The sequence below is a fragment of the Ferrovibrio sp. genome (assembly GCF_019636075.1).
In the GTDB taxonomy this organism is placed as follows: domain Bacteria; phylum Pseudomonadota; class Alphaproteobacteria; order Ferrovibrionales; family Ferrovibrionaceae; genus Ferrovibrio.
In genome coordinates this window covers 75,344-90,678 of the sequence record NZ_JAHBYG010000012.1, presented here as the reverse complement: position 1 = coordinate 90,678, position 15,335 = coordinate 75,344, and the positions used below count along the sequence as shown (strand labels likewise).

Genomic DNA, 15,335 nt, shown 5'->3' with positions numbered 1-15,335 from the left:
CGCGCTTGCCGCCGCCACAGCCTTGGGCGCCGAGGATAAGGGCCAGGCCGCAGTGGTGGCCAGAGGCGACATCGTGGGCCTGGAAGATCAGGCCGGCACCGATGCTATGCTGCTGAGGCTGCGCGGCAATGCGGCGGCGCGGGGCGGCGTGCTGGCGAAATGCGCCAAGCCGGGGCAGGAGCGGCGGGTGGACCTGCCGGCCATCGGCGTAACGACTTTGGAGAATGCCGCAGCCGCAGGCTTGAGCGGCGTGGCGGTGCAGGCGGGCGCGGCGTTGATCGTCGACCGTCCGGCCTGCATGGCGGCAGCGGATCGTTTGGGGTTGTTTCTGGTTGGAGTGCGGATGAATGGCTGAGCAGGCGCTGCATATCGCGCTGGTGGCCGGAGAACCTTCGGGCGATGCACTGGGCGAGGGGCTGATCCGTTCGCTGCGCCAGTTGCATCCCGGGCCGCTGCGCTTCAGCGGCATCGGCGGCGAGCGCATGCAGGCGGAAGGTTTTGCCAGCTTGTTTCCGATTGCCGAACTGGCGGTGATGGGCTTGGTGGAGGTGCTGCCGCGCGCGCGCCGCATCTTGCAGCGATTGGATCAACTGGCCACGCAGTTGCAATCCGATCCGCCCGATGTGCTGGTTACCATCGATAGCCCGGGCTTCACCCATCGACTGGCGAAACGTTTGGCCAGGCGCAGTTTCCCTATCGTGCATTATGTGGCGCCCACGGTTTGGGCCTGGCGCCCGGGCCGCGCCAAAACCCTGGCCGGGCTGGTGGATCATCTGCTCACCCTGTTGCCATTCGAGCCGCCGTATTTCGAACGCGAAGGCTTGAGCGCGGAATTCGTCGGCCATCCGGCGGTGGAAACCATCGCGGCGGCGCGCCGTGTGGCGGCAGAGGAAACCGCCGCCGGCAATGGCTTCAGGCAGCGGTTTCAGATTCCCGCCGAAGCGCCGTTGCTGGCCATGCTGCCGGGCAGCCGGCGCGGCGAGGTGGCCAAGCTGCTGCCGGTCTTTTCGGCAACGATTGCCCGGTTGGCCGAACAGCATGGCAATTTACATGTGGTGATCCCGAGCGTGCCCGATGTGGCGCCGATGGTGCTGAATGTGCTGCCGAACCTGGCAGTGCCGGCCCGTGTGGTGGTGGCGCCGGCCGAACGCTATCAGGCGATGCTGGCTGCCGATATTGCCCTGGCGGCATCGGGCACCGCCACGCTGGAGCTTGGGCTGGCGGAAACCCCCACCGTGCTGGCCTATCGCGTGAACCGCATTACAGCCGCCATTCTGCGGCACATGCTGAAAGTGCCCTATGCCGGGTTGGTGAATATTCTCGACAATCGTGAGGCGATGCCGGAATTCCTGCAGGAGAAATGCCGGCCGGATAATCTGGCCGGTGCGCTGGGGCGTCTGCTGGAAAGCCCGGCGGTGCGGGCCGGTCAGCTTGCCGCCTGCCGTCGCGTCGGCGCCATGCTGGGGCTAGATGAAACTGGCAAAGTGCAGGATCCCAGCCCCAATCATCGCGCCGCTGCGGCCGTGCTGGCGCAGGCGCAGAAATCGCAGACCAGCAACAAACGGAGCGCCCCATGACCGATGCTGCAAATACCCCGCCATTCCGCATGCTGCACACCATGCTGCGGGTATTCGACCTGGAGAAATCATTGGATTTCTGGGTCGACAAGATGGGGATGAAGCTGCTGCGCCGGCAGGATTATCCGAGCGGTGAATTCACGCTGGCCTTTGTTGGCTATGGCGACGAAACCGACAGCACGGTGATCGAGCTGACCCATAACTGGGGCCAGAAAGAGCCTTACAGCATCGGCAGCGGCTATGGCCATATCGCCATCGGCGTGCCGGATATCTATGGCCTGTGCGAAAAGCTGGGCGCTGCCGGGGTGAAGATTCCGCGTCCGCCCGGCCCGATGAAGCATGGCGGCAGCGTGATCGCCTTCCTGGAAGATCCCGATGGCTACAAGGTGGAACTGATCGAGCGCAAGGCGGCCTGAAACGGCCTCAGGAGGCGATGCCGGCGCGTTGCAGCATGGCATGCAGCAGCACGTCGGCTCCCGCCGTCACATGCTCGGGCAGGGCATCCTCGATCTCGTTATGGCTGATGCCATCCTTGCAGGGGATGAAGATCATGCCGGTGGGGGCCAGCCGTGCGGTGTAGACCGCATCATGCCCGGCGCCGGAAATCATGCGGCGATGGCTATGGCCCAGGCGTTTTGCCGCCGCTTCGATCTGTTCGATGCATTCGGCATGAAACGGCTGCGCCGGATAGCTGGAAACCGGCTCAAGCGCGATTGTCAGGCCGCTATCGCTGCGGGCGCGCTGGATCACCGCCTCTATATCCGCCGCCATCGTCTCGAGCAGCGCATCGGTGTGATTGCGCAGGTCGATGGAGAATTTCACCTGGCCGGGGATGACATTGCGGCTGTTGGGAAACACCTGCACCATGCCCACCGTGCCGCGCCCATGGGGCGGGTGGCGATGCGCAATCGCCACCACCTGCTGCATGATGCCGGTTGCCACCTGCAAGGCATCCTTGCGCAGGTTCATCGGCGTAGGTCCGGCATGGGCCTCCATGCCGGTGATCGTGCAATCGTACCAGCGCACGCCGAGCGTACCCAACACCACGCCGATGGTGAGGCCTTCATCCTCCAGCACCGGGCCTTGTTCGATATGGGCCTCGAAATAGGCTCCGATCGGATGATCGCCGGGAGTCTGGTCGCCGGCAAAGCCGATCCGCGCCAATTCGTCGCCGACGGTTTTGCCATCCAGATCGCGCGCCGCCAGGGCATGCTCCAGCGGCACGGCGCCGGCAAACACCCCTGATCCCATCATCACCGGCACGAAACGCGAGCCTTCCTCGTTGGTCCAGGCGGCTATCTCGATAGGGGCTTCCGTCTGCAAGCCGAGATCGTTGAGGCTGCGCACCACTTCAAGGCCTGCCAGCACGCCGTAATTGCCATCGAATTTTCCGCCGGTGGGCTGGGTATCGATATGACTGCCGGCAACGATGGGCGGCAGGCTGGGATTGCGGCCTTCGCGGCGCATGAAGATATTGCCGATACGATCCACGGTGACGCCAAGCCCGGCTTCGCGGCCCCATTGGATCAACAATTCACGCCCCTGCTTGTCGAGATCGGTCAGCGCCAGCCGGCATACGCCGCCCTTTGGCGTTGCGCCGATTCTGGCAAGCTCCATCAGGCTGTCCCAAAGCCGCGCGCCATTGATGCGCAGATTGTCGGCAAGATGCGTGGCGGGCGCCGGGCTGTCTGTCATGGTTCTCTCCGGAAGTCTGCCTCCGAGTTTGCCGTCTACTCTGCGCATTTGCCATAGCCCATCTGGGCCATGGTTCGGCCATGGCGCAATCTTCTAGGCTAGCCGCCATTGCAACGGATTTCGCGGCGGAGGCAGACATGCGGGTGATCGTGGTTGGCGGCGGCATTGCCGGATTGGGCGCGGCCTATCGTTTGCGTGAAAAGGGCCATCAGGTGGTGTTGCTGGAAAAAGAGCAGGAGCCCGGTGGACGTTGCCGCTCTGTGCTATGGAATGGCGTATGGGCGGTGACCGGCGCATTTGCTTTTCTGGGGGCTGAGACCAACCTGGTCGAATTGTCGGAAAAGCTGGGCTTGCATCAGCCGGATCAACTGCTGGATTTGACCGCGGCGCATAGCTGGAATGTGCTGATCAAGCGCAAGGATGTGGTGGATTTCGGCGCCTTCGATCTGATGAGCGCCGCCAAGCATCCTTACATTCCGCTGCTTGAAAAAGCCAAGCTGCTGGCCACTCTGCCCACGCTGGCCAAGCAGATGCTGGCCAGCGACCCGCGCGACCTGACCAGTGCCATTGCACTGGATGGCGAGAATGCCTGCGAGTATTTCCGCCGCTACTCGCCCACCTTCGTGGATTATTTTCTCGAACCCTGCATGGGTATGTTCTGCGGCTATAGCGAGGAAGATTATTCTCTGGCCTGGACCGCCTGGAGTTCGGCGGGCAAGCTATCCTGGGCCGGCAATCATATGTGGAGTTATAAGAATCGCGGTGTCGGGCAATTAACCTGGGCGCTCGGGCAATTCTTCCTACAAGACGCCGATACGGATTATCGGCTTGGCACACAGGCGCAGGCGGTTCATTACGGCAGCGATGGCGTGCACGTGGATAGCATCTGCAATGGTATTGCCGAGCGGATAACCGGCGATGCCGTGGTGATGGCGGTGCCGGGCGATCAGGTTTCCGCGTTGATGCCGAATCTGGACACGGCGCGCCGCAATTTTTTCGATGCCGTGGATTATGCCGGTCATCACATTGTTTATTATGTGCTGGACCGGCCCAAGGGCGACTTGCTGGAAACTTATGTTCTGCCGACCGCCGATGGTTTTAAACGCACCGGTAATCTGCGTTTCACCGATATGGGCAACGGCACCACATTCGCGCATTCGCAATGGAAGGATTGGGGCTGCCGGCAGCATGCCGATGCCAGCGACCGGGAGTTGCTCGATATCGCCTGGGCCGATGTGGTGGAGGCCGTACCTAGCCTGGCCGGCACACGGGTGATCGACAGTTTCATCTCGCGGCAGCCGGCAGCCATCTGCAAGCGGCCGAAGGGATTCGTTACGCGGCTGAAACAGTTGAACGATCTGGGGCCTTTGCCGCGCGTGGCATTCTGCGGCGACTACATGACCAACAGCACAGTGGGGCAGGCGCATTGGTCTGGCCTGCAGGCTGCAGAGCAATTGATGGCCAGCTAGCGCTGCATCATCCAGGCACAGAGCGCTGTGCGGTTTTCCAGGCCGGTCTTATCGAAAATCGCGCGCAGGTGGTTCTTCACCGTCCATGGGCTGAGATTCAACCGGCGGGCGATTTCCTTGTTGGAGAGCCCATGGGCGGCAAATTCCGCAATCTCGTATTCGCGCTGTGTCAACTGCGGCAGAGCCGCTGCGGTTGACTGAGCGCCGACCGGCCTATGCTCCGTTTGATTGATGGTATGCGCCATTTCCATCACCGGAACGATCAGCCGCGCCATGGCCTGTTCGGCGGTGCTGAAATCGCGGTCCTCGGCATTGCGTGCCAGGCTCAGCGCACCGGTCACGTGCCCATCGGCATCATGCAGTGCCAGGGTCATCACATGCTGGGTGCCGCTGGGGCGCAGCATGTCCTCGTAATAGGGCGCATGTAGTAATTCGCGGGTGGGGACCAGATCGGAAAGCCGGGTCACCGGATCGTTGGCCGCTTGCCGTGATTCCAGCCAATGCCGGATCGGATCGTAAGGGCGCACATGGCGTTGGTAATGCCGGGCGCACCAGCTTGGCCAGTTGATGAAATGCGACGTCTGGTTTGATGGTGCGCCGTATCCGCCGCGCAGGGAAAACACCGCGCGCGGGGCTTGGAACAATGTGCCTAGGGATGCCGCGCTGGCCTGAACGAATTGATTGAATCCGTGCGCCTGGCGCAAGGATGTAAGCACTTTGCCTAATGCGCGCTCATTCACCTGCATGGCTTGCCTCCTGCGGCTGGATATTCATCCCGCAGAAAACCATGCAAAACAAGTGCCGAAGGCTTAGGGCGTAACGGTCACGGTTGCACGCATCTTGGGATGAATGCGGCATTGGATCACATATTCGCCCGGCTCGCGGAAAGTGACGGCGGTTTCGGAATCCGGCGCCTGCAGGCCGATATCGAAAATCCCGCCCTTGCTGGGCGAATACACATTATGCCCGAAGGGATCGGCATTGCGGAACAGCACCTGGCCGCCGGCCTTCACCTGTACGCTGGCGGGTTTGAAGGCGATACCGCTTTGAGTGATGACAGGCATGGTTTGAGCCCAGGCTTGGCCAACGGCCTGGCTTAGGCCTGGAAAGGCCGCCAGTGCCAGTTGGCCCAGCAGAAGCCCGGCAATAGCTGCGAGCAGATAGGGTTTCAAGCGCGGCCTACGGGCGGGTTGTCAACACGGCGATATCGATGATCGCCGTTTTGCCATTGCCGATAGCGCCGGCTTTGCGCAGCTTGCCGGTGCCGACATCCAGCCGATACAGCGCACCATCGGCCACGCCGAAGCCGACATACTCGTCCTTGGCATCGGTATAGATGTCGATGGCTTCAACGATGGTGCCGGGTTTCAGACCGGTGGGGCCCACGCTGCGCTGAACGCCATCATTGGGCGGATCCTGCACTGTGTATGTTGCGTTCAGGCTGTCTACGTTGAAAAGCTGTGTTTGCGTGGCGCCTCGGAAGGAATTGATATAGGCGCCGGCATAGATGCCAAACGGCTTACCGGCATTGCTGTCGTTCGGGCGATAAGCCAGCTTGCCATCCACGATGGTCTGCCCGGTATCGACATTCACACGCAGATTCTGTCCGGTGGATGCGACCACGCGCAGGCGGTCGGCCTGCGGATTGAAATCCACCAGGATATGATCCACCGCCTCGATCGGTACCGAAAGTTTGGCCTTGCGGGCGGCGGCGCCGGTTGCAGTGTCCACGGTATAGAGAACGCTATCGCTGCTCAGCGCATAAAGCTTGCCATCTGCGGGCCGCAGATCGATGCCGAGAATCTTGCCTTCCACGCCAGTGATGGGCACCAGCTTGGTCTTGCCCGGCGCGCGGTCGCTGAACAGGACGAGTTCGTTGCGGTTATTCAGGCCCGCAAGATCCAGCGCGAAAACCTGGCCGGTTATCGCTGCTGTGGATAGGCCGGCAATGACGGTGAAGAGAGTGCGGTACATGGATGCCTCTGTGCTCCCGGAACGATGAGCAAATACTAGGGCATCTGTGTGTCTGAGCAAACTCAATGTTGTGCGAGCAACAACTGCAACGTTGGCGTGAGGATGCAATCAGCTCTGCTTGATATTGAACATAACTGTCAGCTTCTGCCGCAATTGGCTGGCTGAGAATGGCTTGATCACGTAGGCATCGACCTTGTTCTCGCGTGCGGCAATGACAAACTCTTCATTTGCATTTCCGGTAAGCATCAGGAAGGGCATGTTCTCCCAGGTCTTTCGCACATGCTGCAACAATTGCAGGCCGGTCACCTTTGGCATGTTCCAGTCGGAAATGATCAGATCGAACGCCAGTTGAGTGGTTTTCAGCAGGTCTATGGCGGCCTGACCATCGGTCACCACGGTCAGTTGATTCACGCCCAATTGGCGCAGCACGGATGTGGCGAGGCGCTGGGCGAACAGGTTGTCTTCCACCAGCAAAACCCGCAGCTGTTCGAATTCCGGTATCTTATCATCAAGCATGCGGGGTTCCTGCCGAGGCTGCGGCTGCAAAAGCCTTGCGCTGTTGCTGCAACCAAGTGAGGCCAGCTTGTAGCGTTTCGGAGGCCTGTGCGGCAAGCCCCGCCGCTCCTGGGATATCGCCGGCAAGGCCAGCCTGCTCCAGCTTTTCCGAGAGTTGGTGCAATTCCACCAGCCCCATACTGGCCGCTGAACTTTTCAGGCTATGGGCCAGTTCGGCCAGTTGCGGACACTCCTTGTCTTGCAGGAATGCAGTCAGCCCGGCTTCGATTTCAGGGGCCATCTCAAGGAAGGTGTCGATCAACTCGACAACGGTCTCCTGGCCGAGATCATCGGCCAAGCTTTGCAAGGCGGCTGGATCGGTTGTTGCCTGGGGGCGCGGTATTCTGGCACCAGATTTCTGATGACCAGACGGGATTTCGGGGATGGCATCGGCAAAACCCATATTGCGGCGGATGGCACGATCCAGCGCATCAGGCAGGATCGGCTTGCCGACATAATCGTTCATGCCGGCATCCAGGCAACGTTGCAGGCCCTCGCTGCTCAGCGATGCCGTCACTGCGATGATGCGTACCATGCCGCGCGGCGGCTGTAGTTTGCGGATTTCCCGCGTGGCGCTGATGCCGTCCATCTCCGGCATATGCACATCCATCAGGATCAGATCGAAGGGCGGCTCGTTCTTGGCTGCCATCTCCAGGGCCTGGCGGCCATTCTCGGCGAAACTGACCTGATGATGCTGTTCCTTGAGAATGCCGGCGGCCACTTTGCGGTTCACCGGATTGTCTTCCGCCACCAGGATGCGCAGCACGGGCAGGGGCGACATCGGCTTCGTCTGACCGGCAATCAAGGGTGCCTTGCCGGGGGTAAACGGCAGGTTGAACCAGAAGCTGCTGCCCTGGCCCAGAATACTGCGCACGCCGATGCTGCCTTGCATTGCCTCCACCAGGCGCTTGCAGATCGCAAGGCCAAGCCCGGTGCCACCAAAGCGCCGGGTGATGGATGAATCCGCCTGCACGAAACTGCCAAACAGCTTGTCGATATTCTGCTTGGAAATGCCCAGGCCGGTATCGCTAATCTCGAACAGGACGCCGCCATCCTGATTGCCGCGCACCGTTACGGTAACGCCGCCTTGTTCGGTGAACTTGATGGCGTTGCCGATCAGGTTGAGCAGGATTTGCCGCAGGCGATTGGGATCGCCGGCTACGAAACGCGGCAGATCGGATGCGATATCCAGGCGCAGGGCAAGGCCTTTTTCATCGGCGCGATTGCGCATCAAGGTGGCGGCGGATTGGATGGTGTGGGCCAATTCGAAATCGATCACCTCGATATCGATGCGGCCGGCTTCCAGTTTGGAGAAATCGAGAATGTCGTTGAGGATGCGCAGCAGAGTTTCGGCGGATTCCAGCACGGTTTCGGCCAGATTGCGTTGCTCGCCGTCAAGCGGCGTCTTGATCAGCAGCCGCGTCAGGCCCAGCACGCCATTCATCGGCGTGCGGATTTCATGGCTCATCATGGCCAGGAATTCCGATTTCGCGCGGGTGGCCGCCTCAGCGCGCTGGCGAGCTTCCTGCAAATCCTGCATGGCCTGGCGGAACACCCGCAGCGATGCCGCCATATGGCCGATTTCATCCTGCCGCGCCAGTTCGGGCAATTTTACATCCATTTCACCTTCGGCCAGCCGGAACATGGCGTTGGTCATGGTGCCGAGCGGCACCACGATGTTGCGGATCAGCAGCCAGGACAGGATCAGGATCACAACCGCCAGGCCGGCGATCGCCATCATGGTGCGGTTTTTGGTTTCCTGAATCTTGGCTTCGGCCTCAGTGCGAAATATGAAGCCATCCTCTGCGGCAAGCTGGGTGAGGATTTCAAGATTGGTGGAGATTTCGTCGGCGATGGCCTCGCGGGTGCGCAGCATTTCGGTATGGGCGGCTTCCGTGGTGCCGGGCATGGCCAGGGCATCCAGAGCCAGCTTCAACCAAGTTTCGTTCAGGTCGCGCACCTTGGCGGCATAGTGTTTGATATTGGGATTGAGGCCGCGTTCTTCGGCTACGGCGAGATCCGACAGGAAGGTCTGGTTACGCTCGCGGGTTTCCTCGGCCAGAGCAGATATCTCGCCCGGCCGCTCGGCTTCCATCTCGCGGGTATTGAGCTCCTGCGAGACGAAGGAGGTTTGTGCCAGGCGGGCGTAATTGATGGCCATCAGCGGCTGATCGTAAAGCCGCACCACGAGATCGCCGACCGACTGCATGGCCCAGAAGGCAGCAAGCCCCAGCGCCGCCGCAGACAGCACGGCGGTGGCAAAGGCGGCGGCTAGTTTCAGGCGCACGCTGATGCGCATGGGCCTCTCTCAGTGGCGATAATCCCGGAGGTGATTGTATGCGCTTGGCGCCGCATTACGAATACCCGGCAGCGCGCAATCGGTGCGTCATGTCGGTATGAAAAAGCCGCCCGGAGGCGGCTTTGAGCCCGAGGCATGAAAAAAGCCGCCCGGAGGCGGCTTTGGTGATGTGGCGCAATCGAGCGACCGCAACTGGCGGCCTTAGAGCCGCGAAACAAGCACGATCACCAGCAGGGCCATCAGGCCGGCCCAGACCCAGAAGCGCGGCTGGCGCAGCAGGCGGGCGGCGGTAAGGCGGTTGTCGTTGGCCGGGCCGGGCAGGGTGATGAAGCCGGGACGGACCCAGCCGTGACCGCCGACCCCTTGGCCGCCAGTCGCAGTTTGCCCGTTTCCATGCTTTTCAGCCCGTTTTGCCATCGGCCCGCCTCCCATCGGTGCCGCCAATTCCAGGTCAGTCTACACGCTTTATTTGCGCTTATCGACAGGAATATAGGGGCGGGCGCCGGCGCCGGTATAGAGCTGACGGGGGCGACCGATCTTCTGGGCCGGATCCTCGATCATCTCGTTCCACTGGGCGATCCAGCCCACGGTGCGGGCCAGGGCGAACAGGGCGGTGAACATGGCCGTGGGGAAGCCCATGGCCCGCAGGATGATGCCGGAATAGAAGTCCACATTCGGGTAGAGCTTCTTGGAGACGAAGTAATCGTCTTCCAGGGCGATACGCTCCAGATCCATGGCCATCTTCAGCAGCGGCTCGTCCTTCACGCCCAGTTCTTCCAGAACCTCGTGGCAGGTTTCGCGCATCACCTTGGCACGCGGATCGTAGTTCTTGTAGACGCGATGGCCGAAACCCATCAGGCGGAAGCCGGAATTCTTGTCCTTGGCCTTCTTCACGGCTTCGCCGACCTTGTCGGGCGAACCGATCTCTTCCAGCATCTTCAGCACGGCTTCGTTGGCGCCGCCATGGGCGGGGCCCCACAGGCAGGCGATGCCGGCGGCGATACAGGCAAACGGGTTGGCGCCCGACGAACCCGCCAGACGCACCGTGGAGGTGGAGGCGTTCTGCTCGTGGTCGGCATGCAGGATGAAGATGCGGTCCATCGCCTTGGCCAGCGTGGGGCTCATCTTGTAGGGCTCGGCGGGCACGCCGAAGGTCATATGCAGGAAGTTTTCCGCATAGCCCAGGTCGTTACGCGGATACATGAAGGGCTGGCCGACCGAATACTTGTAGGCCATGGCGGCGATGGTGGGCATCTTGGCGATCAGCCGGTGCTGCGCGATCATGCGCTGCTTCGGATCATCGTAATCGGTTGCGTCGTGGTAGAAGGCCGACAGCGCGCCGACAACGCCGCACATCACAGCCATGGGATGGGCATCGCGCCGGAAGCCACGGAACAGAAAATGGATCTGTTCATGCAGCATGGTGTGGTTGGTGATCGAATTTTCGAATTCGGTCTTCTGCTTGCCGTTGGGCAGCTCGCCATTCAGCAGCAGGTAGCAGGTTTCCAGGAAGCTGGAATGCTCGGCCAGGTCGGCGATGTCGTAGCCGCGATAGCGCAGAATGCCTTCGTCGCCATCAATATAGGTGATCTTGGACTCGGTGGAGGCGGTGGAGGTGAAGCCCGGATCGTAGGTGAACATACCGGATTCAGCATACAGCTTGCGGATATCGATGACCGAGGGGCCTTCGGTGCCGTCCATCACCGGCAAGGTGATGGCTTTCCCGGATTTCGGGTCGTTCAGGGTGACGGATTTGCTCATGGACTAACTTCCCCTCCGCATTCGGATACCAGCGCTGCGATTTGGCGGGCCGGTGCTGCTCTCATATGCTTTCGCTTAATAATATAGGCCTCACGCCTGCTGGCTGAAAAGGGTCAGGCCGTCATTCTGTCCCAGCGTTCGGCGGTAAAATGCTGAAACGCTGGGGAAACTGCCTCCCAATTGCCTTGCTTGCGCCCGGATTTCGCCCCTTGGCCGGGATTTACTCTCCTCCAGGTGCCCTAGGGCATCTCGGACAACCACAACGCAGGAGATAAACCCCATGCGATTTATATTGTTCTGGCTGCTCGGTATCCCGATTCCAGTGTTGCTGCTGCTGTATATTTTCGGGGTGTTGTAACGATCATAATTCAATAAATATGTTTATATAATTTATGTAAAATATTGTTTTAAAATATATAAATATCATAAATTAATGTGATTTATAGCTTTTGATTTCAGTCTTCCGGGTAGGGCCGGCGGGCAACGCCGATAGGGTCGCGTCTTTAAAGCCCTTTAAAATCGGCATCGCCCGCCGGCCTGCATTCCAAACCACACCCAACTCAATAGCCGCTCCCAATAGCCGCCCCCAATAGCCGCTGATGCCTGCACCTGAGGCTTCCGGGCGGTTTTTGTGCGGACTTGCGCAAAATAGACCCGTTCCAGACCCTTGCTTAAACCCCCGAAATGCCGCATTTGCCTCGGCCGAAGAGGCGCTTACGGCTTTTCAAGAATACGCTGAAATCGCGCTTGACGGGGGTGTGGCCAGCCAGTAATGTCCGCCCCGCGATTCGACTGTGGTAGTAGGGATTCTGCCTAAACGCACGGTTCGAAAATGGCTTTAGCTTCCGTTCGCTCACGTTGAGGCGGGCCAGACGCAGATGAGACATACAGACCCCTCTACGCGGTGAAAGCCGTGAATATGGGTCCGGAGCGAAAGTTGGGCGGTCCGCCCGGTCGGAAGACCGAGGGTGGGCTGCCTTAGTGTTTTTGTGTTGAACCAACTACGGGGTCTTTACTCGTATGCCGACGATCAACCAGCTGATCCGCAAGCCGCGCAAGCCGAATCCGGCGCGTGACAAGGTGCCTGCTCTGCAGGAATGCCCGCAGCGCCGCGGCGTTTGCACCCGCGTCTACACCACCACGCCGAAGAAGCCGAACTCGGCGCTTCGTAAGGTGGCGCGCGTGCGTCTGACCAATGGCTTCGAGGTGATCGGCTACATTCCCGGCGAAGGCCATAACCTTCAGGAACACTCGGTTGTTCTGATCCGCGGTGGCCGCGTGAAGGATTTGCCGGGCGTGCGTTATCACATCGTCCGCGGCGTGCTCGACACGCAGGGCGTCAAGGACCGCAAGCAGCGCCGTTCGAAATACGGCGCCAAGCGTCCGAAGTAAGCCGCAGGAGATCAAGCGATGTCGCGTCGTCACGCCGCTGAAAAGCGCGAAGTTCTTCCGGATCCCAAGTTCGGCGATCTGGTTGTCACCAAGTTCATGAACATGCTGATGTATGCCGGCAAGAAGTCGGCTGCCGAGCAGATCCTCTATGGTGCGTTCGACCGCATCAAGGCCAAGACCGGCCAGGATCCGGTGAAGCTGTTCCACGATGCCTTGGGCAACGTGCGCCCGCAGATCGAAGTGCGCTCGCGCCGCGTCGGCGGTGCCACCTATCAGGTGCCGGTGGAAGTGCGCAACGATCGCGGTCAGGCGTTGGCCATCCGTTGGCTGATCTCCTCGGCCCGTGGCCGTTCGGAAAACACCATGGTCGATCGTCTCTCCACGGAATTGCTGGACGCTGCCAATGGCCGCGGCGGCGCTGTGAAGAAGCGTGAAGACACCCATCGCATGGCGGAGGCCAATAAGGCCTTTTCGCATTATCGCTGGTAAGCGACCAGAGCACCCCCGGAGCCCGTCATGCCTCGCACTACCCCCTACGAGCGCTATCGCAATATCGGCATCATGGCCCACATCGATGCCGGCAAGACCACTTGCACCGAGCGCATCCTGTATTACACCGGCCGTTCGCATAAGATCGGCGAAGTGCATGATGGCGCCGCCACCATGGATTGGATGGAGCAGGAGCAGGAGCGCGGCATCACGATTACGTCGGCTGCCACCACCTGCTTCTGGAACAACCATCGCATCAATATCATCGACACCCCCGGCCACGTGGACTTCACCATCGAGGTGGAGCGTTCGCTGCGCGTGCTGGATGGTGCCGTGACCTTGTTCGACGGCGTGGCCGGCGTTGAGCCGCAGTCCGAGACCGTGTGGCGCCAGGCCGACAAGTACGGCGTGCCGCGCATGTGCTTCGCCAACAAGATGGACCGCATGGGCGCCAACTTCTTCCGCTGCGTCGACATGATCGTCGACCGGTTGGGCGCGCGTCCGCTGGTTTGCACCTTGCCGATCGGCCTGGAAGCCGATTTCAAGGGCGTGGTGGATTTGGTGCGCAACCGGGCGATCATCTGGAAGGATGAGAGCCTGGGTGCCGAATTCTTCTACGACGAAGTTCCGGCCGACATGAAGGAGCAGGCCGCCGAGTGGCGCCAGAAGCTCATCGAGATGGCGGTGGAAACCGACGATACCGCGCTGGAAGCCTATCTGGAAGGCAACGAGCCGGACGAGGCGACCCTGACCGCTTGCATCCGCAAGGGCACCATCGGCGGCAAGTTCGTGCCCGTGCTGTGCGGCTCGGCCTTCAAGAACAAGGGCGTGCAGCCCTTGCTCGATGCCATCGTGGATTATCTGCCTTCGCCGGTGGATGTGGCTGGCGTGGAAGGCACCAAGCCCGGCACCGACACCGTGATCACCCGCAAGACCTCGGACGAAGAGCCGTTCTCCGGCCTGGCGTTCAAGATCATGAATGATCCCTTCGTGGGCTCGCTCACCTTCGTGCGCATCTATTCGGGTGTGATCGAGGCGGGTGCCGGCGTTCTGAACACGGTGAAGGACAATCGCGAGCGTATCGGTCGCATGCTGCAGATGCATGCGAACAGCCGCGAGGAAATCAAGGAAGCCCGCGCCGGCGACATCGTTGCGCTGGCCGGCCTGAAGAACACCACCACGGGCGACACTCTGTGCGATCCGCTGAACCCGATCGTGCTGGAGCGGATGGAATTCCCCGAGCCGGTGATTGAGGTGGCCGTCGAGCCGAAGACCAAGAACGACCAGGAGAAGATGGGCATTGCCCTGAACCGTCTGGCCGCCGAGGATCCGTCCTTCCGTGTCACCGTGGATCATGAGAGCGGCCAGACCGTGATCAAGGGCATGGGCGAGCTTCACCTGGAAATCCTGGTGGACCGCATGAAGCGCGAGTTCAAGGTGGAAGCGAATGTGGGCGCCCCGCAGGTGGCCTATCGCGAGACCCTGACCAAGCCGGCCGATATCGACTACACCCACAAGAAGCAGTCGGGCGGTTCGGGCCAGTTTGCCCGCGTGAAGATCAAGTTCGAGCCGCAGGAAGCCGGCGCGGGCTTCACCTTCGAGAATGCCGTCGTCGGCGGCAACGTGCCGAAGGAATACATCCCGGCCGTGGAAAAGGGCATCAAGCAGGTTGCCGAAAGCGGCGTGCTCGCCGGCTTCCCGGTGATCGACTTCAAGGCCACCCTGTATGACGGCGCTTACCACGATGTGGACTCGTCGGCCCTGGCCTTCGAAATCGCTGCCCGTGCGGCTTTCCGCGAAGTGGCCCCCAAGGCTGGCGCCAAGCTGCTCGAGCCGATCATGCGGGTCGAGGTGGTGACGCCGGAAGACTTCGTGGGCGACGTGATGGGCGATCTGTCGTCCCGCCGTGGTCAGCTCACCGGCACCGAGCAGCGCGGCAACGCGCAGGTGATCAATGCCATGGTGCCGCTGGCGAACATGTTTGGCTACGTGAATAACCTGCGTTCGATGACGCAGGGTCGCGCCACCTACACCATGACCTTCGACCATTATGCGCAGGTGCCGCAGAATGTGTCGGATGAGGTCGTGGCCAAGATGGCCGGCTGAACGGGCTTTAGAGATAAA

General features: G+C 61.0%; 15 protein-coding genes. 7 read left to right on the top strand and 8 right to left on the bottom strand.

Annotation, left to right across the window (positions count from 1 at the left end; genetic code table 11):
• From KF827_RS07690 to gloA, 3 genes are all read left to right on the top strand, one after another.
• Positions 1-355 (top strand): LpxI family protein (locus KF827_RS07690; protein ID WP_291002897.1); only part of this gene is annotated, 355 nt, incomplete at its 5' end.
• Positions 348-1,577, top strand: a complete 1,230-nt coding sequence (gene lpxB / locus KF827_RS07685; protein ID WP_291002893.1) for a lipid-A-disaccharide synthase — start codon at positions 348-350, stop codon at positions 1,575-1,577. The genes KF827_RS07690 and lpxB, both read left to right, overlap by 8 nt.
• A complete protein-coding gene (gloA, locus tag KF827_RS07680; RefSeq protein WP_291002888.1) occupies positions 1,574-1,993 on the top strand; it encodes a lactoylglutathione lyase in 420 nt (139 codons plus the stop codon). The genes lpxB and gloA overlap by 4 nt, the downstream gene beginning before the upstream one ends.
• A 7-nt stretch (positions 1,994-2,000) precedes the next feature.
• Here gloA and KF827_RS07675 read toward each other — a convergent pair whose 3' ends face one another.
• On the bottom strand, positions 2,001-3,272 hold the full coding sequence (locus KF827_RS07675) for a Zn-dependent hydrolase (protein ID WP_291002885.1): 1,272 nt from the start codon (positions 3,270-3,272) through the stop codon (positions 2,001-2,003).
• 80 nt (positions 3,273-3,352) lie between these two features.
• Here KF827_RS07675 and KF827_RS07670 point away from each other — a divergent pair, with 80 nt between their 5' ends.
• Positions 3,353-4,741, top strand: coding sequence for an FAD-dependent oxidoreductase (locus tag KF827_RS07670; RefSeq protein ID WP_291002881.1), 1,389 nt, complete (start codon positions 3,353-3,355; stop codon positions 4,739-4,741).
• On the opposite strand, the gene KF827_RS07665 is transcribed toward KF827_RS07670, so the two are convergent.
• From KF827_RS07665 to gltA, 7 genes are all read right to left on the bottom strand, one after another.
• The gene (locus tag KF827_RS07665; RefSeq protein WP_291002878.1) at positions 4,738-5,487 is read right to left on the bottom strand and encodes a LuxR C-terminal-related transcriptional regulator; all 750 of its coding nucleotides are present in this window, start codon (positions 5,485-5,487) and stop codon (positions 4,738-4,740) included. The two genes, KF827_RS07670 and KF827_RS07665, sit on opposite strands and share 4 nt — an antisense overlap.
• A gap of 63 nt (positions 5,488-5,550) precedes the next feature.
• Positions 5,551-5,913 (bottom strand): plastocyanin/azurin family copper-binding protein, encoded by a 363-nt coding sequence (locus tag KF827_RS07660; RefSeq protein WP_291002875.1) that lies wholly within the window; start codon positions 5,911-5,913, stop codon positions 5,551-5,553.
• Positions 5,914-5,920: 7 nt separating this feature from the next.
• Positions 5,921-6,715 carry a DUF4394 domain-containing protein gene (locus tag KF827_RS07655; RefSeq protein WP_291002872.1) on the bottom strand — a complete coding sequence of 265 codons (795 nt, stop codon included), beginning with the start codon at positions 6,713-6,715 and terminating at the stop codon, positions 5,921-5,923.
• 108 nt (positions 6,716-6,823) lie between these two features.
• Positions 6,824-7,231: a response regulator gene (locus KF827_RS07650; protein WP_291002869.1), complete on the bottom strand. Its 408-nt coding sequence runs from the start codon at positions 7,229-7,231 to the stop codon at positions 6,824-6,826.
• Entirely contained in the window at positions 7,224-9,569 is a 2,346-nt protein-coding gene (locus KF827_RS07645) for an ATP-binding protein (RefSeq protein WP_291002866.1), read from the bottom strand. The genes KF827_RS07650 and KF827_RS07645 overlap by 8 nt, the downstream gene beginning before the upstream one ends.
• Positions 9,570-9,770: 201 nt before the next feature.
• Positions 9,771-9,986: a hypothetical protein gene (locus KF827_RS07640; RefSeq protein WP_291002861.1), complete on the bottom strand. Its 216-nt coding sequence runs from the start codon at positions 9,984-9,986 to the stop codon at positions 9,771-9,773.
• 48 nt (positions 9,987-10,034) lie between these two features.
• Positions 10,035-11,330, bottom strand: a complete 1,296-nt coding sequence (gene gltA / locus KF827_RS07635; RefSeq protein ID WP_291002856.1) for a citrate synthase — start codon at positions 11,328-11,330, stop codon at positions 10,035-10,037.
• A 1,020-nt stretch (positions 11,331-12,350) separates the two neighbouring features.
• Between gltA and rpsL the strand changes: the two genes are divergently transcribed.
• Genes rpsL through fusA form a run of 3 tightly spaced genes read left to right on the top strand, consistent with a single transcriptional unit; the run spans position 12,351 to position 15,317 of the window.
• The gene (rpsL, locus tag KF827_RS07630) at positions 12,351-12,722 is read left to right on the top strand and encodes a 30S ribosomal protein S12 (protein ID WP_291002853.1); all 372 of its coding nucleotides are present in this window, start codon (positions 12,351-12,353) and stop codon (positions 12,720-12,722) included.
• A gap of 18 nt (positions 12,723-12,740) precedes the next feature.
• Positions 12,741-13,211 carry a 30S ribosomal protein S7 gene (gene rpsG / locus KF827_RS07625; RefSeq protein WP_291002851.1) on the top strand — a complete coding sequence of 157 codons (471 nt, stop codon included), beginning with the start codon at positions 12,741-12,743 and terminating at the stop codon, positions 13,209-13,211.
• A 27-nt stretch (positions 13,212-13,238) separates the two neighbouring features.
• A complete protein-coding gene (fusA, locus tag KF827_RS07620; RefSeq protein ID WP_291002848.1) occupies positions 13,239-15,317 on the top strand; it encodes an elongation factor G in 2,079 nt (692 codons plus the stop codon).
• Positions 15,318-15,335: the final 18 nt, after the last annotated feature.